This window comes from Arcobacter thermotolerans (assembly GCF_983172305.1).
Genome location: NZ_CFAFZJ010000003.1, coordinates 170,878 through 195,691, shown reverse-complemented (window position 1 = coordinate 195,691; position 24,814 = coordinate 170,878). Strand labels below are relative to the sequence as shown.

Here is a 24,814-nt window from a genome sequence, read left to right as displayed (position 1 = left end):
AAGGAAAATATTAAATGAATAAAGATATAAAAACAAAAATAGATGTTAAAAATCTAAATCTTTTTTATGGCTCAAATCAAGCTTTGTTTGATATAGATGTTAATTTATATCAAAATAAAATTACAGCATTAATTGGACCATCAGGTTGTGGAAAATCTACATTTTTAAGATGTATAAACAGAATGAATGATTTAATTCCAAGTGTTAAAATTGATGGAAAAATTGTAATTGACAAAAAAAATATTTATGATAAAGATGTTGATGAGGTAAGTGTTAGGAAAAGAGTTGGAATGGTATTTCAACAACCAAATCCATTTCCAAAATCAATTTATGATAATGTTGCTTATGCACCTTTAAAACATGGTATGGTAAAAAAAGGAAAAGATTGTGATGAGTTGGTTGAAACATCTTTAATAAAAGCTGGACTTTGGAATGAAGTAAAAGATAAATTAACAACTCCTGGAACATCACTTTCAGGTGGTCAGCAACAACGACTTTGTATAGCTAGAACAATTGCTATAAAACCAGAAATTATTTTAATGGATGAGCCAACTTCAGCACTAGATCCAATTTCTACAGAAAAAATTGAAGCACTTATGCTTGAGTTAAAACAAGATTATACAATAATTACGGTAACTCACAATATGCAACAAGCTGCACGAGTTGCAGATTATACAGCATTTTTCCACTTAGGAAAACTAATAGAGTATGATGTAACAGAGACTATCTTTGTTAATCCAACAAATAAAAAAACAGAAGATTATATTACAGGGAGATTTGGATAATGTTAAAACCATATGAAGAGAAATTAAAACTTATAAAAAGTGAAGTAGAAAAACTAGGATTAGATATTGTTGAGGCTTTAGAGGTTTGTTTAAAAGCTTTAAATGAGAGAAAAATAGAGAATCTAAAAAATGTTGAAGTTAGTGAAAAAAAATTTCTAGTAAAATCAAATGAAATTGATAATCTTATAATTACAACTTTAGCTTTATATACTCCAGAAGCAAGAGATTTAAGAAGAATGGTTGCATTTTTAAAAATCACAAATGAGATAGTAAGAACAGCGGCAAATACAAAAGATTTTGCAAAAATGTTTAGAAGATCTTATAGTGAAGATTTAAATACAAATACTATTTTGGAGTACACAATACCACTTCTAAAATCAGCTTTATTATCTACAAAAACTGCAATTTCAATAATAGATGAACAAGAACACTCTAAAGTTGAAGAGAAATATCAAAGAGTTATTGTTGAAGAGAGTAAAACAGATGATTTATACTTGATGATAGAGAAAAATATTTTAAAACTAATAACTCAAAAACTTGACCTTTCAAAAGAGTATTTTGACCTTTTAAGTAGTCTAAGAAGATTAGAAAAAATTGCAGATAGATCAGTTTCAATAGCTAGTTTACTACAATTTGCAAAATTAGGAGGAGATATAGTTCAATCATAAAACTCTTTATGATATACTTTTTACATGAAAAAAGCTATAAATAAAATATCGAACTACTTTAGTTCAAACTTCGAAGTTTTGGTTGCTACTGTTATATTTTTAACTGTTGTTATAGCTGGAAATGACTTCTATAGTGCAATTATCCTAATGCTTGAATTCATTGTGATTATGGAAGTTGTAAAAATGATTTCAGATTTTATTAGAAAAGAGACATTAAGACTTAGATATGTTCTTGATATTTTTATAATCTTTTTAATCAGAGAAGTTATTATTCTTTCAGCCAATAAGAATAAAGATTATTTTGATATTGTATTTTTATTGTTTGTTATTTTTATATTTTTTATTTTTAGAATATTGTCTATTAAATTCTCTCCATTTGGAAAAGATGAAAATAAAAAAATAGATGAAATTAAAGATGATGAAATAAAGTGAAACAATGGTTGAAGGTAAAAATAGATTAATTTTAATAATAGAAGATGAAGAAGATATTCTAGAACTTCTTGAGTATACTTTACAAAAAGAGGGATATGAAACTATTGGATTTTTAAATGCAAATGAAAATGTAAAAAAAGTTTTAGATGAAGAGAAGATTGATTTAATTCTAATGGATAGAAATCTACCAAATATAGAAGGTACCTCTTTTATAAAAGATTTAAGATCAAATGGTTATCAAAATCCTGTTATTTATGTTACTGCAAAAGATAAATCTGAAGATATTTTAGATGGATTTGAAGCACATGCAGATGACTATATTACAAAACCATTTAATATTCAAGAGCTACTAGCCAGAGTTAAATCTGTAATAAAAAGATCTTCAAATGATATTGAAGTTTTAAAAGTAAGAGATATAGTTTATAACTTTTCAAGTAAAACATTCTCTATCGAAGAGAAAGATATTGAGCTAACTTCTCTTGAAACTACTCTTCTTTTAGAGTTTATAAAAAATAAAAATATTCTTCTTTCTAGAGAGTATTTATTAGAAAAAGTATGGCAAGACTCTTTTGATAAACAAGAAAAAACAGTAAATGTTGCTATAAAAAGATTGAAAGATAAGATAGATCCCAATTCAAAGAAAAATTATATAAAGTCAGTTAGAGGAGAGGGTTATATTTTTTGTTAAAAATTCATCAACTTTTTTTACGAACTTATCTTGCAATATTTGTTGCAATTTTAATAACTGTTACTCTATCAACTTATTTTTGGGCAAAAAATCTCTACTTAAATCAAGTTGAAAAAAACTTAATCCAGAATATAGATATATTATCCGTAATTTTAGAAGATACAAAAGATATAAATAGTATTAAAGATATTATTAAAGATTTAAGTAAAAAACTGAACCTAAGGATTTCAATTATAAATGAAAATGGTGAAGTAGTAGCAGAGAGTCACAAAAATATTGAAGATATAAAAAATCACTCAAATAGAGTTGAGATTATTGAAGCAAGAAATATAGGTCTTGGAAAAAATACAAGAGTATCTGAAACTCTAAATAAAGATTTGATATATATTGCAAAAAAAGTATCTTTTAATGAAGAGATTTATTACTTAAGAATGGCTGATTATACAAATAAAATTACTGATAATTTCAAAAAACTAACTTTTGAAATTTTTATTTATATCTCTTTTTTCTTAATAATTGCATTTATTTCAACTTACTTTATAAGTATCAAAATACAAAGAGAAACTGACTCAATATTATACTTTTTAAAAGAGATAACAAATAAGAAGAAACCAATATTTTTACAATCAAATTATACTTTTGAATTTTATAAAATAGCAAAACTTTTAAACAAAGTTGCAAAAAAAATATCAAAAAAAGATGAAATAAAAGCAAAGCATACTGCAAAATTAACTTTAGCAAATAGACAAAAAGATGACATTATCTCTGCTATTTCACATGAATTTAAAAATCCTATAGCAATAATTTCAGGATATAGTCAAACTTTAATAGAAGATGAAAATTTATCACAAACTTTAAAAATAAAGTTTTTAAATAAAATATTATCTAACTCAAATAAAATGTCACGAATAGTTGATAAACTAAGACTTACTTTGAAGCTTCAAGATAACAATCATAAACTAATCTTAAACAAAGTTTCTATTAAAAAAATAGTAGAAAACTCTATTAGTGATTTAAAAATAAAGTATAAAAATAGAGAAATCAAAGTTTTCGGAGTCGATAAAGAGATAAATGCTGATGAGATTTTAATAGGAATTGCTATTTCAAATCTTATAGAAAATGCCTTAAAATATTCACAAGAAGATGTAATTATAGAGATAAATGAAAATTCGATATCAATTACAGATAAAGGAATCGGTATTTCTCAAGAAAATTTGGAAAATATTTTTAAAAAATATTATAGAGCAACTAGTAATAACTGGAACAACTCATTAGGTTTAGGACTTTTTATAGTTAAATCTATTTTAAATGTTCACAATTTTAAATTAGAAATTAACTCAAAAATTGGAAATGGATCAACTTTTAAAATATATTATTAATTTATACTTAATTTAAGCAAAAATTTAGGATAACTTAAATATTATTCGACCCTAATATTGAAAGGGAGTTAATAAATGAAATTTACTCAAATGGCTAAAGCCAACGAAATCGAAAGATCTTGGGTTGTAGTAGATGCTGAAGGTAAAGTATTCGGAAGAATAATAACTGAAGTTGCTACAATTTTAAGAGGTAAAAATAAACCTTGTTTTACACCAAACGTTGATTGTGGTGACTATGTAGTTATAATCAATGCAAGTAAAGCTAAATTTACTGGTGCTAAATTAGAAGTTAAAAATTACTATACACACTCAGGTTATTTTGGAAGTACAAAAACTCACAAAATGTCAGATATGATTGAAAAAAACCCTGAAAAACTGTTTAAATTAGCAACTAGAGGTATGCTTCCAAAAACTACTCTTGGTAAAGCTATGTTAAAAAAATTAAAAGTATATGCAGGAAGTGAACACCCTCATACTGCTCAAATTAAAGGATAATAGTAATGGCAAAAGTATATGCAACTGGAAGAAGAAAAACAGCAATAGCTAAAGTTTGGTTAGAGAATGGAAATGGACAACTAACTATAAATGGACAATCTTTAGATCAATGGCTTGGTGGTCATGATTCAATCAAAAAAAGAGTAATGCAACCATTACATGTTTCTAAACAAGAATCAAGTGTAAATATCATTGTAAAAACTCTAGGTGGTGGATATTCAGCTCAAGCTGATGCTGCTAGACATGGAATTTCAAGAGCTTTAGTAGCTTATGATGAGCAATTTAGAACTATTTTAAAACCTCATGGATTACTTACAAGAGATGCTAGATCTGTTGAGAGAAAAAAATACGGAAAGAAAAAAGCAAGAAAATCTTCTCAATTCTCAAAAAGATAATTGGAAGTTTAAAAAGATTTTTCTTTTGTATCTTTTCAAAGGAAGCGATTTTATCGCTTCCTTTTTTTATGCCAAATATTTTAGCTTTTTACATAACTCATCTGTTTATTATAAGCCATATCCCAAAACATATACTCAAACTCAACACTTGAAATAAAAATATCTTCAACAACTTTTTTCTCAGCTTCACTTTTATTTGCTACAAGCTCATCAAGTGCATCATAAAACCACTCAAACGACTCTTCAAACTCTGCTCCTGAGTAAGTCTCTATCCAAGATTTATAGAAGTTATTTTCTAAACTATCTTTATATTGCTCTTTTAATCTTTTACCATAATCACAATATGTCCAAGCGCAAGGAAATACAGTTGCTAAAGTTTGTGCTAAATCACCTTTTAGAGCAGTTGCAAGCATATTTGCAGTATAAGTTCTATTAAACAAACTAGCTCTTACATTTTGAACCTCTTCATCACTAATACCAAACTCTTTCATGTATAAATGGTGAAGTTTCATCTCATCAACTAAAGTTGCCTTTGTAATAGCACTTAGGTTACTCAACATCTTCTCATCATCTGCTTTTGTCAAAGCCATTGCGAAAACTTTTGCATACTCTAATAAATATAGATAATCCTGTAGCAAATAAAATTTAAACTTATCTTTTGATAAAGTTCCAGCTCCTAACTCTTGTACAAATGGATGATTATAACCATCTTCCCAAACTTTTATTGCTTTTTGTTTTAAACTTCTAGAAAATGACATTTTTATTCCTTTATAATTATTTTATATCTTGAAAATTTGCTTTTTTTATTAATATCTCTTCATTAAAATTACTTATTGCATTAAATAACTCTTTATGAAAAGTTCCAAGTCCTTTATTATTACTATTTTCATAAGCTATTTCACCTGCAATTCCCATTGTAATTACTCCTAAAACTGTAGCTTCAAATATTTTATCATTTGAAGCTCCACAATAACTAGCAACTAAAGAGCTACACATACAACCTGTTCCTGTAATATATGGCAAAAGATAGTTACCATTTTTTATTGCAATTACTTTTTTTCCATCAGATATAACATCAGTTTCTCCAGTAATTGCAACAACTAAACCTAACTTATTTGCTAACTCTTTTGCTATATTTAGTGTATTATCAATTGATTCCAAATCCTCTTTAGAAGCATCTGCACCTTTTGTGTTTGAGCTTAAATTTAATATAGACTTTATTTCAGAAATATTTCCTCTAATAGAAGATATTTTGTATGTTTCAAGTAACTCATTTATAAAATCTTTTCTAAACTTAGAAGCACCTACACCAACTGGATCCAAAATAACTGGAACATTTAATTCATTTGCTTTTTTTACAGCTTTTAGTATAGAATTTTTTACATTTTTATTTAATGTTCCAATATTTATTAAAAGAGCTGAAGCAATATTCACAAACTCTTCAACTTCTGCTTCATCATCTGCCATAGCAGGACTTGCACCAACTGCTAAAGTTACATTTGCACAATCATTTACTGTAACATAGTTTGTAATGTGATGAATTAATGGGTTCTGTTTTTTTGTATTATTTACAATATCAATTAAATTATCTATCAAAGTAATGCCTTAAAATATATTAATAAAGTAGCTATTCTATCACAAAGAAAAATGAAAAGCTAATTTATAATACTTTTTATAAAAAAACTATACAATACGCAATGAAATTTTTAATAACTTCTTTAATATTTTGTACTCTTTTTGTTAATATGCAAGCAAGTACACTAAACTTATCTATGAGTTCCAGTCCAAGTAGATTAAATCCTATTTTAGCAAATGATAGTGCAAGTGGTGAAATATCTGATTGGCTTTTTAATGGTCTTTTTAAATATGATAAAGATGGAAATATAACAACTGAAATAGCTTCTTCATACACTTTTGAAACACCAACAAAACTTATAGTTAAACTAAAAGATAATGTTTTATGGCATGACAAAGAAAAACTATCTTCAAAAGATGTAGTTTTTACTTATGAACAAATAATAAGTCCAACTGTTTTTAACTCTATAAAATCAAATTTTAGTGAAGTTGCTAGTGTAAAAGCTCTTGATGATTTAACTCTTGAAATAATCTATAAAAAACCATATTTTAAAGCCTTAGAAATTTGGATGGTTGGTCTTTTACCATACCATATTTTAAAAGATGAAAAAAATCTTATGACAAGTAGCTTTAATAAAAATCCAATAGGTACAGGCTCTTATAAATTAAAAGAGTTTAAAACTGGACAAGATATAGAACTTATTGCAAATGATGATTTTTTTGAAGGTCGTCCTAAAATTGATAGGATTTTATATAAATTTTTACCAGACCCAAATACATCTTTTTTGTATCTTAAACAGAACAAACTTGATATTGGAAGCCTAACTCCAATGCAAGTATCAAGACAGTTATATAGTAGCTTTAAAAATAATTTTGAAATTTTAAATAGACCTAGTTTTGGATTTACATATTTAGGATTTAATTTAGAAAATCCCAAATTTAAAGATATTAAAGTAAGACAAGCTTTATCACTTGCTATAAATCGACAAGAGCTAGTTGATATTTTGTTTTTTGGATATGGAGAGGTTTGCAATGGACCATTTATGCCAAACTCTTTTGCCTACAATGATGATGTAAAACCAATAACACAAGATTTATTAAAAGCAAAAGCTTTGTTAAAAGAGGCTGGATATGATGAAAAAAATCCTTTAGTTTTTGAAGTGGTTACTAATACAGGAAATGATATAAGAGTAAACACTGCACAAATCCTGCAGTATCAACTCTCAAAAATTGGTGTCCAGATGAAAATAAGAGTTATGGAGTGGCAAGCATTTTTAAATACAGTTGTTCATCCACGAAAATTTGAAACTGTACTTTTAGGATGGTCTTTAGCTTTGATGCCAGATGCTTATCCTTTGTGGCATAGCAAAAGTGCAAAACTAGGTGGATTTAACCTAGTAAATTACAAAAATGAAAAGGTTGATGAATTAATAGAAAAAGGAAGTGGAACTATAAATAAAGATGAACTTGGCGCAATTTATAAAGAGATTTTTAAAATTGTTACCAATGATTTACCATATCTATTTTTGTATATTCCAGATGGAATAACTGCTATAAATAAAAAAATAGAAAATATTGATCCAGCATTTATAGGTATTATGCACAATCAAAAAGATTGGGAAATAAAAGAGTAAGGAAGATTTTTATGAACAAAAAAGATAAGATTATTTTATTTGATTTAGATGGTACTTTAATAGATTCAACAGATGCAATAACTGATACATTTTTACACGCTTTTTCAAAACATAATTTTGATTTTAAAGGAACTATTGAAGATATAAAGATTCAAATTGGTTATCCACTTGATATTATGTTTGAAAATTTGGGTGTAGATAGAAAAATAGTTTGGGATTTCGTAGATAGTTATAAAATGCGATATAAAGATATTTCAGTTGCTCAAACACTACTTTTGGAAAATGCTTTTGAAGCAGTTACTCTAGCTTCAAAATTTGCAAGGCTTGGAGTGGTTACTACAAAAACAAGAATCTATTCAACTCCAATATTAGAAAACTTTGATATTTTAAAACATTTTGAAGTAATAATTGGAAGAGAAGATGTAGAAAACCCAAAACCTCACAAAGAGCCAATTTTAAAGGCTTTAGATGCTTTTAAATATGATGATAAAAAACATCAAGCATTTATGGTAGGAGATACAAAACTTGATTTAATCTCTGCTTCAAATGCCTCTATAAACTCTGTTGGAGTATTATGTGGTTACTCAAATGAAGAAGAACTTTTAAAATATACTAATACTGTAAAAAAAGACTCTTTAGAAGCTGTAAAACATATCTCACTACTTTAAATGATAAAAAATATTTTTCAAATGATACTAGCTTTGTTAGTAGCTTTTTGTGGTTCACTTATTTTTATATATTTGCATCTTCCACTTCCTTGGCTTTTAGGAAGTATTTTTGCTACAAGCATATTAATAAGATTTCAAAAAATTCCAATACAAAGCCCAAAACTATTTTCAGCACCTGCTAGAATATTAATTGGTCTAGCAATTGGAAGTGCCTTTACTCCAGCAATTTTAAACTACATTCCACAATACACTATTAGCCTACTTTTGGTTGTTCCTTTTACCATTTTGGTTATATTTTTTGGAACATACTATTACTATAAAGTTTTAAAATATGATTTAAAAACTTCATATTTAGGCTCAATGCCAGGTGGTGTTATTGAGATGGTTATAATTGGACAAGAGTTAAAAGCAAATACAGCAAAGATAACTTTAATGCAAAGCTCAAGACTATTTTTTGTAGTTGTATCTTTACCTTTTATTATTCAATATATTTTTCAAATTGATATAAGAGGTAACCAGCTTTTAACAACACCAATAAAAGATATAAATATGTTTCAGTTCTTATATATCTATGTTTTAGCAGTTTTTGCAGCACTGTTTGCAAAAAAGATAAAATTGACAGCTGCATATTTGATTGGTCCTATGATTATAAGTATTATTTTATATTCAGGCGGATTTGTAACTACACATATACCAGATGAGTTACTTAAATTTATTCAAGTTGTTTTTGGCTCAATTATAGGATTTACATTTAAAAATGTTGATTTAAAAACTATTTTTAATACTTTAGTTGCTACTTTGGGACATTTTGTTATTTTAATAATTTTGTGTGGAATTTTTATTTTTATTATTCACCACTTTTTTGGTTTTGCTACTTTAGATATATTACTTGCTTTTGGACCTGGTGGTCAAACTGAGATAAATTTAATAGCTCTTTTAGTTGGTGCAAATTTACCTTATATAACTTTGCACCATATTGTAAGACTATTTTTGGTTATGAATATCGCACCAATCATTGCTAAAAAGTTAAAGTAATTAAATTTTTATAAATAAAAATTAAAAACTACTCAATAAGCTATTTATACTCTCTTCAAAAGCTTTATTTGTGGCTTGTACAAAACCATAAGCATTGCTTGATTTGCATAATACTTTTTTATCAAAATTAAAAGATTTTACTATCTTTTCATCTTTTACTAAATCAAATTTAAGTTTTAAAACTGCATAAGATTTATCTTCTTCAAAAGTTTGATAAAGTTTTATAACTTCAGTTTTTAAACTATATTCATGCTCGATTTTTTTATCTTTTAAAACTACATTTTCAAAAATATTACTTGTAATAAAAGAATCCGTCAATTGATTATAAATCATATTTGAAGGCAGATTTATCCATCTATTTTGTGCATACTCCTCAAATAAATATGGTTTTGTACTATAGAAAATAGATGTTAGATTAAAACTTTTATTTACATTTACCTCTTCAATTAAAATTGATTTTACTTTTGAAACCTCAGCTTTTTTTTGAGTTTTAAAATCTATTCCATAATGATTTATAGATAAACTCTCTTGTTTTAATCCACATCCACTAAATATAAAAAATATTATAAAAACTAAAAAAGTACTTTTACTTGCAAACAAGATTTTATTTTGTTTCATTATCTTTTTCTCCTGGTCCATATTTTATTGCCTTTTGTTTAAATATCAAATCACTTGGGCTTTCATTTAGATTATTCATTAAGTCTTGAGTTTGATTTAAAGTATTATCAAGATTTTTTAAAACTGTTTCTAAATTATTAATACTCTCTTGAGCCATCCCTTTTATATCAAAATTTCCTTTGTCAAAATCCTCTTTCATCTTTGTTGTTAATGCTTTAAAATTATCAGCTGAAGTTTTTACACTAATAAAAGATGAACTTCCAATAGTAGCAAAGTTTTTCATACTTAATAAAAGTTCATCAATATTACTTTGATTTTTTACTAAATAATCAGAAAACTTTTCAATATTTGCCATACTTTTTTGGCTATTTTCAAGAAGTATTGAGAAGTTTTTTAAATTATCTTCATTTAAAACATCTCTAAAAGAGTGAAGTAAAAAAGTAAGCTCTTTTGTAATATCTTCAGTTGAATCAACAAGATTACTCAAAGCTGATTTTTTTGAATTTATTATTTTTAGACCATATTTATTTTCTTCCAAAGGTTTTGCTTCATTACTTCCACCTTTTAATTCAACATACTTTAATCCTGTAATTCCAAGATTTCCCAAAATTGCATAGTTATCCTCTTTTAATGGAGTACCTTTTTGAATCTGTATTTCTACTTCAATTTGTTCTAAATTATGAGGACTTATTTTTATATACTTTACAAGTCCAACATCAAAACCTTTGTATTTTATAGGTGAACCTATATTTAATCCAGAAATAGACTCATCAAAATAGATATAATAAGTATCATATTTTTTATCTTCTAAACCATATTTTCCCAACCAAAATATTGCAAGAATTAGTAAAAAAGATATTACACTTACAAATAAACCTATTCTAAAAAAATTAATTCTTGTATCCATTAATCTGCCTTTTTATGTGTTAAAAAATCTTGTATAAACTTGTCTTTGGAGCTCATAGCTTCAGTTATATTCCCATCAAATATCTTCTCTTTTCTTATAATTATAAACCTATCAAGAACTGTTTTTATTGTCTCTAAATCATGAGTTATTATAACTGTTGTAATATTTAGATTTTTCTTTAAATATAGCAAAAGCTCATTTACACTTTGTGTACTAGCAGGATCTAATCCACTTGTTGGCTCATCCAAAAATAGAAGTTTTGGTTGCATTGCAAGACTTCGTGCAAGAGCAACTCTTTTTTTCATTCCACCACTAAGCTCACTTGGATATAGTTTTGCTGTATGTTTTGGAAGACCCACAATATCCAAATTTGTGTAAGCAATTTTTTCTATCAAATCTTTTGGTAAATTTGTATACTCTTTTAACATCACACTTATATTTTCAATAACATTTAAAAAAGAGTACAAAGCGCCAAACTGGAAAAGATAAGAAAAATTCAACTTCAAACTCTCTAAATCATCTATTCCTAGTTTTGAAATATCTTTATTAAAAATCTCAATTTTACCTTTTTGTATCTGATTTAGCATAACTATTTGTTTTACCAAAACACTCTTTCCACTTCCACTTCCACCTAAAACTCCAAATATTTCACCCTCATTTACACTAAAAGATATATCATTGTGTACAATATTATCTCCAAAAGCTGTGTGAAGATTTGAAACTTTTATTATTTCCATCTTATATTCCCATTTGAGTAAATATTACAGAGAAAACCGCATCTAGTAAAATAACAACAAATATTGCATTTACAACACTTATTGTTGTATATTTTCCAATACTTGTAGTATTATTTTCAACTTGAAAACCTCTAAAACAACCAATAATTGCTATAGAAAATCCAAAAAATAGAGCTTTAAAAACTCCTAATAATAAATGTTTTACAGGAACCTCATTTTGAAGTCTATTTATAAACTCTATATATGTGATATCTAAACTTGTATATGCGATTACCATTCCACCCATTACTCCAACAATATCTGCAAAAAATACTAAAAGTGGCAAAGATATACACAAAGCAAAAATTCTAGGAATTGTTAAAAATATTATTGGCTCAAAGTTCATAGTTCTCATAGCATCTATCTCTTCTGTTATTTTCATAGCCCCTATTTCTGCTGTGTAACTACTTGCACTTCTTCCAGCTATTACAATAGCAGTTACAAGTGGCGCTATCTCTCTAAACATAGTGATACTTATCATCTCAACTACAAAAATATTTGCCCCAAACTTTTCAAGCTGAACTGCTCCTTGGTATGCAATAACAACTCCAACCAAAAAAGCAGTCACAGCAACAATCAAAAGTGCATCTACTGCTGATGTTTCAATATATTTTAAAGTGGCTTTAAATCTAATCTTTTTTGGATTAAGTACTAAATAAAAAAGGAAATAAAAAACTTTTCCTAGAAAATCAATAAAAAGTTTTGTAGATTTTGATATATCATATACTTTTTTTCCAACATTTTCAAAAAATCTATTTAATATCTTTTTCTCTTTAAGAAACTCATTTTGATAATGTTTTTGATAAAAGTCAAAAATTTGCTCATACTTTTCAAAGTTCAAATATGAAATATTTTGCTTTTTGAATTTTTTTAAAAATGAGATTAAATAAATAATAGCGATACTATCAAGCTCTTTTAAATTTTCAAAATCTATATACATTTTTTTATTTGGATGAAATTTTAAGCTTTTAATCTCTTCTATAATATTTGGAATAGTCTCTTTATTCCAACTATTTAAAAGATTTATTTTATATCCATCTTCTAATTTTTTTAAAATAAAATATTCTGTACTTTTCATAATTTTCGCTATTTTCTCTTTTAAATTAAAATAGTTTATATTATCCAAAATTTACAAAAATAATCTTTTTTAAGAAAACTATCTTTAAATTTCTTTGGCTATAATCACTCAAAAATTAAAATATATTCAAAGGATTTTATATGCCACTACTAGATAGTTTTAGAGTTGATCACACAATTATGCCAGCACCTGCTGTTAGAGTTGCAAAAGTTATGCAAACACCAAAAGGAGATGCTATTACAGTTTTTGATTTAAGATTTTGTAAACCAAATGAAAAGATGCTAAGCGAAAAAGGTATTCATACTTTAGAGCATCTGTTTGCTGGATTTATTAGAAATCATTTAAACTCTCCTACAGTTGAAATCATAGATGTTTCACCAATGGGTTGTAGAACTGGATTTTACATGAGTTTAATAGGAACTCCAAAAGAGGAAGAGGTAGCTCTTGCTTGGAAGAAATCTATGGAAGATGTGCTTAAAGTTGAGAAACAAAGCGATATTCCAGAGCTAAATATTTTCCAATGTGGAACTTGTGCTATGCACTCGCTTCCTGAAGCAAAAGATATAGCACGAGATATTTTAGCCTTAAATATTGGAGTTATGTCAAATGAGAAACTATTTTTAAGTGAAGAGAAATTAGAGAGTTTAGGAAACTAATTTGCTAGAAGATAAACTGGTTACCACAAATGATGGTAGCCATACACTTTTCTCTTTAAAGTATAATCAACACTTTCACAACACCGAAGATGGTGGATTTAGTGAAGCTTTGCATAAGCATATTATTCCAGCATTTTCGCACTCTTATAATAAAAAAGAGTTAAATATTTTAGATATCTGTTTTGGTTTGGGTTACAATAGTTTTGCAACTATCTTTTATATTTTAGAAAACAAACTTGATATTAAAATAAATATCTACTCTCCAGAGCTTGATTTTGATTTAATAAAATCTTTACAAAATTTCTCATATCCAAAAGAGTTTGAAAAGTTTAAAAATATTATAAATCAACTATCACTTAATCAAAAATATGAAGATGAGAAGATAAAAATAGAGATTTTTATAGGCGATGCAAGAGAGTATCTAAAAACTTTTCCAAAAGATTTTTTTGACATAGTTTATCAAGATGCTTTTTCAAGTGAGGTAAATAAAGAACTTTGGACAAAAGAGTATTTTGAAGATATTTACAAGATTTCAAAAGAAGACTCTATTTTAACAACTTATGCAATCTCTACAAATATAAGATTGTCTATGTATGAAGCTGGATTTTATATCTATGAAACAAGACCAACAAAAAGAAAAATAACTCTAGCTTTTAAAAACAAACAAGATAAAATTGGAAAATATATAGATATGGAGTTAAAAAAAATTAGAAATAAAGATGCAAAAGCCCTATTTGATAGCTTTATTTAATTTTTTTTTCAATATAATGCAAACTCAATAAAACAACAGGAAAATTCATGAGAAACTTTTTAAAAATATTTATCTTGCTTTTAAGCCCAATAATTGCCCTTGCTTACAGTGATGCAAACGTTTTTCAAAAAATTGAAAAAGATTTAGACTCAATTATTGTAAAAGACTTAAACAAAAAACAGTTAATTTTTCAAAAAGATGCAAATCAACTAATAAGACCTGCTAGTTTAACAAAAATTATGACATCAATAATAGCCATTGAAAGCGGTAAAATGGATAGTGTTGTTACAATTACTGCTGAAATGAAAAAAGTTGAACCTACAATCATGAATTTTAAAGTTGGAGAGAAATTTTACTTAAGAGATTTAGTAAATGCCGCTATGATAAAATCAGCAAATGATGCAGCAAATGCTATTGCAATTTATCTTGGAAATGGAAGCAAACAAAAATTTGTAACTATGATGAATGTAAAAGCAAAAAAACTAGGTATGATAAATACTAATTTCGAAAATCCTTGTGGTTTTGATGCTCCAAATCATAAAAGCACTGCAAGTGATTTATTGAAGCTTACAGAATACTCTATCAAAAATAGTACTTTTAATAATATTGTAAAAAAAGAGAGTTATAGTTTTAAAGCAATAAATACGAAAAGATCGTACTTTGCACATACTAGCAATAAACTTCTTCCAAAAGAGAAATATATGATTGGAGTTAAAACTGGTTATACAAGTAAAGCTGGACCTTGTCTAATTGCAAGAGCAAAAGAAGGGAAAAAAGATATTTTGCTAGTAATGCTAAATTCTCAAAATAGATGGGCAAATACAAAACTAGCTTTAGATACAGTTTTAGATAAAAGATAGATTACTAAATATTAGTCAATCTATCTAAAATATATTTTTGTAAATCTCTTTTTGAAACCTCTTCTCTCATAGCCTCTTCAAAAATCTCATTTACTTTATTAGCATACTCTTCATAATCAAAAAAAGGGAAATGTAAACTCCAAGCCTTTTTTAATCTACTTTTTGTCATCTCTTTTTTTACAATATCTTTAAAATAGTTAAATCCCATAAATATAAGTGCTGTGATAATCATCCCACCAACAATTGATATGTGTGAGTCTATTTTTGCCAACAATTTGTGCGTAAGAAGAGAAATAGGTAGAAGAACTGCTAAAACTAACCAAACATAAACAAGATAAGCCCTTGTTAATCTCAGTCTAAATCCTAATCTTGAACTATCAACTTCCATATCATTTCTGTATTGAACTGAAGCAACCAACATATCTTTTAATAAAATTGGTTGTTTTGAAGTTGCATAAATATAATTCAATATGTAGTTTTTAATATTTTTTTCTCTATTCATAATATTTCCTCAAATAAATTGTCACAATTCTATCTTAGTTTGCTATAATAATTGTTAAAATTTTAAAGCTAAGGTGGATTTTGAAAAAGATATTTATTCTTATTTTACTTTTCAAATACCTATATTCTACAGATTTACAAAAAGTTTCGCTTCAACTTATGTGGCTTGACCAGTTCCAGTTTGCTGGATTTTATATAGCAAAAGAGAAAGGCTTTTATCAAAAAGTTGGACTTGATGTTGAGTTTAAAAAATTTCAAAATGAAACAAATGTGTTGCAAGAAGTTACTCAAAATAGAGCAACTTTTGGACTTGCTTCTAGCTCTTTAATAGTGCATAAATCAAATGGTGCAGATATATCTATATTTGGAGCTATTTTTCAAACTTCACCTCTTGTGATTTTGGCTTTAAAAAATTCAAATATAACCTCTATTAAAGATTTAAAAGATAAAAACTTAATGATTGCAGATGAGCATCTAAATTTTGCAAATTTACAAGCTATGTTTAGTAGTCAAAACTTTGATATTAAATCTGTAAAACTAATTCCTCACTCTTTTAATGTTGATGATTTAATAAATAAAAAAGCTGATTTAATGGCTTCTTATACTACAAATGAACCTTTTTTACTAAAAGAAAAAGGTTATGAAAGCAAAATTTTCTACCCAAAAGATTATGGATTTGACTTTTACGAAAATATTATGTTTACAAATAGTGAATTTGCAGAAAAAAACCCAAAAATTGTATATGATTTTTATAAAGCTTCAATAGATGGTTGGAAATGGGCATTTGAAAATATTGAAAAAAGTGTTGATATTGTTTTTGAGAAATATAATCCACTAAATAAAAGTAAAGAGGCACTACTTTTTGAAGCAAATGAGATAAAGAAAATTATTTTTGATAAAAACGGAGATATTGGAACAATTTCTAATGAGAAAATGAACCTAATAATAAATACATATAAAGTAATGGGTTTAATAAAAAATGATATAGATTTAAAAAGTTTTGTTTTACATAATAGTTTTCAAAATGAACTAAATAGTGAAGAAAAAGAGTATCTAAAAACAAAAAAATCTTTTACTTATTGTTCTCATAACGACTTAATGCCATTTGAAGCTACTTTAAATAATAAACATATTGGAATTATAGAAGAGTATCTTGTAGAAATTTCAAAAAATTTAGATATAGAATTAAATTTTGTACCAACTTTAAATTGGCATGAAAGTTTTGAAAAAGTTGTAGAAAATAAGTGTGATATCTTAACAACAATTGCAGATAAGAAAAATAGAGAAAAGCTTTTTAATTTTACAAATCCTTATCTGGATTTTCCTTTTGTGATTGCTACAGATATTTCTAAACCTTTTATTGAAGATTTAAAAACTCTAAAAAGAGTTAAAATTGCTCTTGTGAAAGATTTTGCAACAAGCAATATAATAAAAAATAGATATAAAAATATCAATTTCGTAGAGTATCCAAATCTTTATGAAGCTTTAGAAGCTGTAAGAAAAGGTGAAGTTTATGCTGCTATTGACTCTCTTGCTGTTATTGGATATGAGATACAAAATCATTTTGTAGGAGATATCAAAGTATCTGGGAAAATAGATGAAAATCTAAAACTTTATATGGCAACAAATATTGAAAATAAAACTCTTGCCTCGATTTTAAATAAGGCTTTGAATTCAATAAACGAAAATCAGAAACATGAATTTTTTAATAAATGGGTATATATAAACTATCAAAATAGTATTGATAAAGATGCAGTTCTTAAGTTATTTATTTTAATTTTAGCTATATTTTTTATTCTAGCTATTATTTATAGAGCTTATTTACTCAAAAAAACAAATCAAGAATTAGAAAATAGAGTTGCTTTTGAGATAAAACAAAATGAAGAGAAAAATGGAATTCTTTTACAACAATCAAAAATGGCAGCAATGGGTGAAATGCTTGAAAATATAGCTCATCAATGGAGACAACCACTATCAACTATTGGTATTTGTACTTCAGGAATGGAGCTTAAAAAAAATCTAAATATGCTAGAGGATAAAGATTTCTATGATTCAATAAATCATATAAAATCTTCTATATCTTACTTAAGTAATACTATTGAAGATTTTAGAAGCTTCTTAGATAAAGATAAAGTTTTATCTAATGTAAATATAAACCATTTAGTACAAAAAGTACTCGATATTTTAAATCCATCTTTACAATCTCATCATATTGAAGTTATAAAAAATATAGATGATTTTGAGTTTGTAACTATTGAAAATGATTTAATTCAAATTTTAATGAATATTATTACAAATGCAAAAGATGCCTTGAAAGATTTAAAAGATGAAGAGCCAAGATATATTTTTATTAATATTTCTAAAAATCAAAAAAATATAGTTATTGAAATTTTTGATAATGCAATGGGTATAAAAGATGAGATTATATCTAGAATTTTTGAACCATATTTTACAACAAAACATAAATCTCAAGGTACAGGAATTGGTCTATATATGTCAAAGATTTTGGTGGATAATAATCTAAAAGGTACTATTTTTGTAGAAAACTATAAATTCTTATATAATAATATAGATTATAAAGGTACAAAATTTAATATTTTGTTACCTATTAACCTTGATAAGAATTAGATTTAAGAAGTAAACTTCTTAAATCTACACATTATAATAGTTTGCCTCTTTGTTGTGAACAACAATTGCACAAGTAGTTTGTTCTGGGTGCATTTGGAATGTTTCACTAAGCTCAATTCCAAACTCTTCAGGATTAAGTAAATCAAAAATATCTCTATTTTGTGATAATTCAGGACAAGCTGCATAACCTGGAGAGTATCTACAACCAACATATTGTTTCATTTGAACATCACTTAATTTATGTCCCTCTTTAGGAACAATATCCCAATCAAGTCTTATTTGCTTATGTAAAACCTCAGCTAAAGCTTCAGCTAGTTCAACTCCAAGACCGTGAATTTGATAATATTTTGTAAACTCTCCACGATCATAAAACTCTCTTTCATAATCACTTATTTTAAGTCCAGCACTTGCAAGTGTAAACCCTACAACATCTAATCTATCATTTGCAAAAAAGTCAGCTATACATCTAAAAGGTTTTCTTTTTTGTCTTGGAAACTCCATCACTTTTATAGCTTCACTTAAAGGTGGAACATTTTTTGCCTCTTCAAGATTGTTGTAAATATATTTTTTATCAAAAATATATAGCTTATTGTCATGAGATATACAAGGATAATACTCATATATAGCAATTGGTTCAAATATATTTTTTGAGATTAACTCATCTTTTAAAGAGTAATAAAGTGGCTCAACAACATCTTTTTCATACTTCATAAATGCTTCAGGTGTTTGTTTTCCTCTTTTATATCCCCATCTTTGTCTAAATAAAACTCTGTGATTTATCCAAGAGAATATCAACTCTTTATCTAGCTCATCTCCAGTTTTTGCAACTTTATTCCAATATGGAGGAACTATAAACTCTCTTTTTGGCATAGATATCTCTTCATAAGGAGGAATTATAGCCTCCTCTTTTTCAACTCTATCGCTTGTATCAATTTTTTCAATTAAATCAGCAGCTAGTTTTGTATCAAGCTCTCCACCTTTTTCAATTCTTTGCATAGATACTACACCATCAAAAGCATCTCTACAGTAAAAAATTGCTCCATCATAAATTGGTCTACAATAATCATCAACAAAGTTTTTTGTTAAAGCAGCACCACCAAGCATAACTGGAATTTTTATTCCAAGTCTTTGCATCTCTTCAAGATTCTCTTTCATTACAGCTGTACTTTTTACAAGTAGTCCACTCATTCCAATAGCATCTGCATTGTGTTCTTTTGCAGCTTCTAAAAATTGGTTTAAATCAGCTTTTATCCCAATATTTACTACTTTAAATCCATTGTTACTTAAAATAATATCAACTAAATTTTTACCAACATCGTGAACATCACCTTTAACTGTACCAATTACAACAGTAGTTTCAGTACTTTTTTCTTGTTTTGGTAAATATGGATTTAAAGTATCAACAGTAGCTTTCATAGTTTCTGCACTTTGAAGTACAAATGGAAGTTGCATTTGACCACTTCCAAATAGCTCTCCAATTATTTTCATTCCATCAATTAGCCACTCATTTACAATTAATTCAGGAGCTATAGTATCTTTTAGCTCTAAAACTAAAGGAATCATTCTCTCTTTGTCACCATCTAATAAAAGTTTTTTAACTTTTTCAATAGGTTCCATTTTTTGATACTCTTCATCACTTTGTTCATCTTGAGATTCAACATTTGAGAAGTGTTCTATAAATTTAAATAGTGGGTCACCATTTTCTTGATTATTAAATATCAAATCATCACAAGCTTTTTTATCTTCAGGGCTTATTTTATTTAGTGGAATAATATGTTTAACATTTACAATAGCAGTTGTAAGTCCTGCTTTTACACAGTGATCTAAATATATTGAGTTTAGATAAATTCTTGCATTTTGAGCTAAGCCAAATGAGATATTTGAAAGTCCCAAAGTTGTTCCAATTTCTGGATGAAGAGTTTGAAACTCTCTAATAGCTTCCATAGTCTCAATTCCAGCAGTTCTATACTCATCATCACCAGAACCAATAGTAAAGGTAAGCATATCAAAAACTAAATCAGCTGGATCAAATCCATGCCTATTTACACATAAATTATAAATTCGTTCTGCAACTTCGAGTTTTCTCTCTTTTGTTTTTGCCATTCCAATCTCATCAATCACAAGGCAAACAAGTGCTGCTCCAAATTTTTTTGCTAATTTACAAACTTCATCAAACTTCTCTTCACCATCTTCAAGATTAACAGAGTTTATAATACATCTTCCACCAATTTGTTTTAAAGCAGCTTCTAGTGCTTTTATTTGAGTAGAGTCAGGCATTAGCGGAAGTGAAATTTTTTGAGAGTATAAAGATACAACTTTATCCATATCGCCAGTTTCATCACGACCTGCAAAACCAACACTCACATCAATTACATGAGCCCCTGCACGAACTTGTTGTTGAGCAACACTTAAAGTTCCTTCATAATCATTTGCTTTTAAAAGTTCTCTAAAAGCTTTACTTCCAGTTGCATTACTTCTCTCACCAATAAGTAGTGGAGCTGGTTCTTGTTTTAGAGGAACAACATTAAATAGTGAAGCAAGTGAAGCTTTTAAAAATCCACTAGGTTTTTTTGGAACAACACCTTTTACTGCATCACTTAAAGTTTTTATATGTTCAGGTGTAGTTCCACAACATCCACCTAAAAATGCAACACCATTAATATTTAAAAACTCTTTTTGTAAAGATGTAAACTCATCTGGACCCATAGGATAAAAAGTTTTTCCAACTCTATTTTGAGGAAGCCCAGCATTTGCATGAACTGAAATTGGAAATTTTGATACTTCACTTAAAGCTTTTACATGTTTTTGAACTTGAATTGGTCCAGTTCCACAGTTAAATCCTAAAGATAAGATATTAAATGGTTTTAAAATAGCTGCAATTGTTAAAGCATCTGTTCCAATTAGCATTGTTCCATTTAACTCAATTGTAACTGAAACCATAATTGGAATATTTGGTGCTACATCATTTAGTGCATGAAGTGCGGCTTTTATTTGAAGTGGATCTTGACAAGTTTCAAGTAAAAAAACATCAGTTCCTCCATCAACTAACCCAGAAGCCATAGTTTTATAACCTTCATACATAGCATCATAAGTAATATGTCCTAAAGATGGGAGTTTCGTTCCAGGTCCAATAGATGCTAAAACAAATTTTGGATCCTCTTTTGTGCTATATTTTTCACAAATCTTTTTTGCACTACTAGCTGCTAGCTTTGATAACTCATAACTTAAATGACCTATTTCATACTCATCTAAAACCCAAGGCATACTTCCAAATGTATTTGTGCTAATAAAATTTGCACCAGAAATGGCGTAGTTTTCATAAATTGTCTCTAAAATATGTGGAGCTGTAAGATTTAAAAGCTCATTACACCCTTCTAAATCTTTATTTTCATATTGCCAAAATTTACTCTCTATATCAACTGCTTGAAGCTGCGTTCCCATAGCTCCATCAATTATTAAAACTCTCTCTTTTATTAAATCTTCTATTTTTTCTTGCATATCATCTTCTTATATTTATTTAAAGTTATATTATATTTTAAAATTGCTAAAAAGCTTGAATTAAAGCATTACTACAATTTGTTTTTAAATTATCTATTAAGGTAATATAATATTTTTTATCAATTTTTGTAATATAAAATATAGTGTTATTTGTAGCAATAACTTCATAGCTAATATTTTTAACTTTTTGTGTAAACTCTTTTTCTTCTTTGGTTTTATCATTTAGAAAATTATCTAAATAGTTAGTTTTTGGTTCAAAAATAAAAACTCCATCTTTATTCCAGCCATAAAAAGCATCATTGTAAGGACTACAATTAAATGAAACTTCAATATTTTGTATATCAAAACTCTCTATGTAAGTATCAATCTCATCTATTTGATATTTTTTTACTATTTGTGGTTTATTTTCAAGCTCATTTAAATTTACTTCAAAATAACCATAATTTTTATTGATATATATCTCATTTAGATTTTTCAAATCATTTGTTTGTACTAAATACAATATATAACGAACATGGCTCAAAAGCTCTTCATCTATTGGCTCTTTTTTTATTGGTTCCAATCTATTTTGATTTACTGCACAAGAGCTAAAGAGTAGTAATATAAAAATTAGTATTATGTTTTTTATCATTTTATTTCCAATATATTTTACTAATAGTACATTTTTTCATCTTAGAACTTATTTTAATTATCTTTTTGATAATATTGTTGATTAAAATCTAATTTTAGGATAATAAAAGCAATGACTGAATCAAAATATATATGGATGGATGGAGAGTTTACTCCTTGGAATGAAGCAAAAGTACACGTTTTAAGCCACACTTTACACTATGGAAATGGTGCAATTGAAGGTACAAAAGCATATAAAACTGTTGATGGAAGATGTGCGATATTTAAACTAAATGAACACACTCAAAGACTTTTAAACTCATCAAAAATGACATTAATGAATGTTCCATTTACTCTTGAAGAGTTAAATAAAGCTCAAGTAGAGTTACTACAAAAAAATGAACTAACAAATGGTGCATATATCAGACCACTTGTATATTTAGGGTATGGAGTTATGGGACTTTATCATAAAGATGCTCCAGTAAAAGTATCTATTTCTGCTTGGGAATGGGGTGCTTATTTAGGAGAAGAGGGTCTTAAAAAAGGTGTTAGAGTAAAAATTTCATCATTTACAAGAACTCCAAATACTTCAGGTATGGGAAAAGCAAAATCAGTTGCAAACTATATGAACTCTCAAATGGCAAAATATGAAGCTGTTGAAGCTGGATATGATGAAGCACTTTTAAGAGATGATCAAGGTTACATTGCAGAAGCATCAGGTGCATGTTTCTTTATTGTTAAAGATGGAAAATTAATATCTCCTCCAAATGATAACTCACTTGAATCAATTACTCAAGCAACTGCAATTGATTTAGCAAAAGATATGGGAATTGAGGTTGTTAGAAGAAGAATAACTAGAGAAGAGATTTATGTAGCTGATGAAGCTTTCTTTACAGGAACAGCAGCAGAGATTACTCCAATTAGAGAAGTTGATGCAAGAGTTATTGGAGCTGGATGTAGAGGAGAAATCACAGAAAAAATTCAATCTGCATATTTTGATGTAGTAACTGGAAAAAATCCAAAATATACAAAGTATTTAACATATATTAACTAATTTTAAATATTATATTAGATTAAAAAAAATATAAGGAAGATTATGCCAATAGATAACGACTATTTTAAGAACAGACAACAAGGGAATAAACCAAGTGGTGGTGGAGGTGGAAATTTTCAACCACCATTTGAAACTCCAGAATTTTTCAAAAATTTTGGTAAAAAAGCAGGTATGCTCTACCTTGTAATTATACTAATTGGTGCACTATTTTTGTTTAAACCATTTGTTATTATTGAATCAGGACAAGTTGGGATCAAAGCAACAACAGGAAAATATGATAAAGAGCCTTTAAATCCAGGATTCCATTTTTATATTCCTGTAATTCAAAGAGTTATTGTTGTTGATACAAAAGTTAGACTTTTAACATATATGAACACTCAAAGTATTGGTTCTTTTGATCAAAGTATCAAAAATAACCCTGCAATAAATGTTTTAGATTCAAGAGGTTTACCAATCTCTATTGAATTAACGGTTCAATACAATATTATTGCAAGTGGAGTTCCTGAAACAATTGCAATTTGGGGACCATCTTGGGAAGATAAAATTGTAAATCAAGTTGTTGGAGAAGTTGCAAGAAGTGTTCTTGGTGGATACAATGCTGAAGTTCTTCCTATGAAAAGAAATGAAGTTGCTGAAAGTCTTGATAGATTAATAAAAGAGAAAGTTGCTGAAAGATCTAAGCAAGCAGTTGTAGTTGAATCTGTTCAGCTAAAAGAGATTGTTCTTCCTGAAAAAATTAAAGAGCAAATAGAAAAAGTTCAAATTGCAAATCAAGAAGCCGAAAGAGTAAGATACGAAGTTCAAAGAGCTAAACAAGAGGCTGAAAAAAGAGCAGCACTTGCAACTGGAGAAGCTGAAGCTAAAAGAATTGAAGCTCAAGGTAGAGCTGATGCTGTAGCTATTGAAGCAAAAGCACAATCTGCTGCAAATAAAGTTATTGCTGAATCTTTAACATCTAATCTTCTTCAAATGCAACAAATTGAAGTTCAAGGAAAATTCAACGAAGCTTTAAGAGAGAACAAAGATGCAAAGATTTTCTTAACACCAGGTGGTTCAACTCCAAATATTTGGGTTGATACAAAAGATAAAAATAGAGATACTGTAGTTAATCAAAAATAGTATGT

General features: G+C 27.4%; 25 protein-coding genes. 16 read left to right on the top strand and 9 right to left on the bottom strand.

Translation table 11 applies throughout. The features are described 5' to 3' along the window. Positions 1-14: 14 nt before the first annotated feature. The 7 genes from pstB to rpsI all read left to right on the top strand — a co-directional run bounded on the left by pstB (position 15) and on the right by rpsI (position 4,842). Complete coding sequence (gene pstB, locus AC5LG6_RS04040) at positions 15-785, top strand: phosphate ABC transporter ATP-binding protein PstB (RefSeq protein WP_498585760.1); 771 nt, start codon at positions 15-17, stop codon at positions 783-785. Further along, entirely contained in the window at positions 785-1,453 is a 669-nt protein-coding gene (locus AC5LG6_RS04035) for a phosphate signaling complex PhoU family protein (RefSeq protein WP_066405166.1), read from the top strand. The genes pstB and AC5LG6_RS04035 overlap by 1 nt, the downstream gene beginning before the upstream one ends. Positions 1,454-1,477: 24 nt before the next feature. Next, entirely contained in the window at positions 1,478-1,885 is a 408-nt protein-coding gene (locus AC5LG6_RS04030; protein WP_066360555.1) for a phosphate-starvation-inducible PsiE family protein, read from the top strand. A gap of 4 nt (positions 1,886-1,889) precedes the next feature. Beyond that, positions 1,890-2,573 carry a response regulator transcription factor gene (locus AC5LG6_RS04025; protein ID WP_066220011.1) on the top strand — a complete coding sequence of 228 codons (684 nt, stop codon included), beginning with the start codon at positions 1,890-1,892 and terminating at the stop codon, positions 2,571-2,573. Next, on the top strand, positions 2,567-3,952 hold the full coding sequence (locus AC5LG6_RS04020) for a sensor histidine kinase (RefSeq protein ID WP_498585759.1): 1,386 nt from the start codon (positions 2,567-2,569) through the stop codon (positions 3,950-3,952). The genes AC5LG6_RS04025 and AC5LG6_RS04020 overlap by 7 nt, the downstream gene beginning before the upstream one ends. A gap of 75 nt (positions 3,953-4,027) precedes the next feature. Continuing rightward, positions 4,028-4,447 (top strand): 50S ribosomal protein L13, encoded by a 420-nt coding sequence (gene rplM / locus AC5LG6_RS04015; RefSeq protein ID WP_024774422.1) that lies wholly within the window; start codon positions 4,028-4,030, stop codon positions 4,445-4,447. Between the two features lie 5 nt (positions 4,448-4,452). Further along, positions 4,453-4,842: a 30S ribosomal protein S9 gene (rpsI, locus tag AC5LG6_RS04010; protein WP_066348181.1), complete on the top strand. Its 390-nt coding sequence runs from the start codon at positions 4,453-4,455 to the stop codon at positions 4,840-4,842. Between the two features lie 80 nt (positions 4,843-4,922). On the opposite strand, the gene tenA is transcribed toward rpsI, so the two are convergent. Beyond that, positions 4,923-5,600, bottom strand: a complete 678-nt coding sequence (tenA, locus tag AC5LG6_RS04005) for a thiaminase II (RefSeq protein WP_390837706.1) — start codon at positions 5,598-5,600, stop codon at positions 4,923-4,925. Positions 5,601-5,616: 16 nt separating this feature from the next. Continuing rightward, complete coding sequence (gene thiM / locus AC5LG6_RS04000; RefSeq protein WP_498585758.1) at positions 5,617-6,438, bottom strand: hydroxyethylthiazole kinase; 822 nt, start codon at positions 6,436-6,438, stop codon at positions 5,617-5,619. 101 nt (positions 6,439-6,539) lie between these two features. Here thiM and AC5LG6_RS03995 point away from each other — a divergent pair, with 101 nt between their 5' ends. Genes AC5LG6_RS03995 through AC5LG6_RS03985 form a run of 3 tightly spaced genes read left to right on the top strand, consistent with a single transcriptional unit; the run spans position 6,540 to position 9,754 of the window. Next, positions 6,540-8,051: a peptide-binding protein gene (locus AC5LG6_RS03995; protein WP_498585757.1), complete on the top strand. Its 1,512-nt coding sequence runs from the start codon at positions 6,540-6,542 to the stop codon at positions 8,049-8,051. A gap of 11 nt (positions 8,052-8,062) precedes the next feature. Further along, a complete protein-coding gene (locus AC5LG6_RS03990) occupies positions 8,063-8,719 on the top strand; it encodes an HAD family hydrolase (protein WP_260910749.1) in 657 nt (218 codons plus the stop codon). Then, on the top strand, positions 8,720-9,754 hold the full coding sequence (locus tag AC5LG6_RS03985) for an AbrB family transcriptional regulator (RefSeq protein WP_498585756.1): 1,035 nt from the start codon (positions 8,720-8,722) through the stop codon (positions 9,752-9,754). A gap of 21 nt (positions 9,755-9,775) precedes the next feature. On the opposite strand, the gene AC5LG6_RS03980 is transcribed toward AC5LG6_RS03985, so the two are convergent. From AC5LG6_RS03980 to AC5LG6_RS03965, 4 genes are read right to left on the bottom strand one after another with little or no spacing between them, the layout of a single operon-like run. Further along, positions 9,776-10,372, bottom strand: coding sequence for an ABC-type transport auxiliary lipoprotein family protein (locus AC5LG6_RS03980; RefSeq protein ID WP_498585755.1), 597 nt, complete (start codon positions 10,370-10,372; stop codon positions 9,776-9,778). Further along, positions 10,359-11,279 (bottom strand): MlaD family protein, encoded by a 921-nt coding sequence (locus AC5LG6_RS03975; RefSeq protein ID WP_498585754.1) that lies wholly within the window; start codon positions 11,277-11,279, stop codon positions 10,359-10,361. The genes AC5LG6_RS03980 and AC5LG6_RS03975 overlap by 14 nt, the downstream gene beginning before the upstream one ends. Then, the gene (locus AC5LG6_RS03970) at positions 11,279-12,016 is read right to left on the bottom strand and encodes an ABC transporter ATP-binding protein (RefSeq protein ID WP_498585753.1); all 738 of its coding nucleotides are present in this window, start codon (positions 12,014-12,016) and stop codon (positions 11,279-11,281) included. Before AC5LG6_RS03970 ends, AC5LG6_RS03975 begins: the two co-directional genes overlap by 1 nt. A gap of 1 nt (position 12,017) precedes the next feature. Next, on the bottom strand, positions 12,018-13,133 hold the full coding sequence (locus AC5LG6_RS03965) for an MlaE family ABC transporter permease (RefSeq protein ID WP_498585752.1): 1,116 nt from the start codon (positions 13,131-13,133) through the stop codon (positions 12,018-12,020). A gap of 140 nt (positions 13,134-13,273) precedes the next feature. Here AC5LG6_RS03965 and luxS point away from each other — a divergent pair, with 140 nt between their 5' ends. The 3 genes from luxS to AC5LG6_RS03950 are packed head-to-tail and all read left to right on the top strand — an operon-like array spanning position 13,274 to position 15,400. Further along, on the top strand, positions 13,274-13,789 hold the full coding sequence (gene luxS, locus AC5LG6_RS03960; protein WP_260908473.1) for an S-ribosylhomocysteine lyase: 516 nt from the start codon (positions 13,274-13,276) through the stop codon (positions 13,787-13,789). Position 13,790: 1 nt separating this feature from the next. Next, positions 13,791-14,540: a tRNA (5-methylaminomethyl-2-thiouridine)(34)-methyltransferase MnmD gene (locus AC5LG6_RS03955; RefSeq protein WP_498585751.1), complete on the top strand. Its 750-nt coding sequence runs from the start codon at positions 13,791-13,793 to the stop codon at positions 14,538-14,540. Between the two features lie 47 nt (positions 14,541-14,587). Then, on the top strand, positions 14,588-15,400 hold the full coding sequence (locus tag AC5LG6_RS03950; protein WP_260958931.1) for a D-alanyl-D-alanine carboxypeptidase family protein: 813 nt from the start codon (positions 14,588-14,590) through the stop codon (positions 15,398-15,400). Between the two features lie 4 nt (positions 15,401-15,404). On the opposite strand, the gene AC5LG6_RS03945 is transcribed toward AC5LG6_RS03950, so the two are convergent. Then, positions 15,405-15,902 carry a hypothetical protein gene (locus AC5LG6_RS03945; RefSeq protein ID WP_141051330.1) on the bottom strand — a complete coding sequence of 166 codons (498 nt, stop codon included), beginning with the start codon at positions 15,900-15,902 and terminating at the stop codon, positions 15,405-15,407. A gap of 80 nt (positions 15,903-15,982) precedes the next feature. Between AC5LG6_RS03945 and AC5LG6_RS03940 the strand changes: the two genes are divergently transcribed. Continuing rightward, the gene (locus tag AC5LG6_RS03940; protein WP_498585750.1) at positions 15,983-18,529 is read left to right on the top strand and encodes an ABC transporter substrate-binding protein; all 2,547 of its coding nucleotides are present in this window, start codon (positions 15,983-15,985) and stop codon (positions 18,527-18,529) included. Between the two features lie 24 nt (positions 18,530-18,553). On the opposite strand, the gene metH is transcribed toward AC5LG6_RS03940, so the two are convergent. Both metH and AC5LG6_RS03930 read right to left on the bottom strand, forming a co-directional pair. After that, positions 18,554-22,027: a methionine synthase gene (gene metH / locus AC5LG6_RS03935; RefSeq protein WP_498585749.1), complete on the bottom strand. Its 3,474-nt coding sequence runs from the start codon at positions 22,025-22,027 to the stop codon at positions 18,554-18,556. Between the two features lie 46 nt (positions 22,028-22,073). Beyond that, complete coding sequence (locus AC5LG6_RS03930) at positions 22,074-22,658, bottom strand: hypothetical protein (RefSeq protein WP_066219969.1); 585 nt, start codon at positions 22,656-22,658, stop codon at positions 22,074-22,076. A 111-nt stretch (positions 22,659-22,769) separates the two neighbouring features. On the opposite strand from AC5LG6_RS03930, the gene AC5LG6_RS03925 reads away from it, so the two are divergent. Beyond that, entirely contained in the window at positions 22,770-23,690 is a 921-nt protein-coding gene (locus AC5LG6_RS03925) for a branched-chain amino acid transaminase (protein ID WP_066167458.1), read from the top strand. Positions 23,691-23,732: 42 nt separating this feature from the next. Then, entirely contained in the window at positions 23,733-24,809 is a 1,077-nt protein-coding gene (locus AC5LG6_RS03920) for a prohibitin family protein (RefSeq protein WP_187472838.1), read from the top strand. The last annotated feature ends 5 nt before the right edge of the window (positions 24,810-24,814 follow it).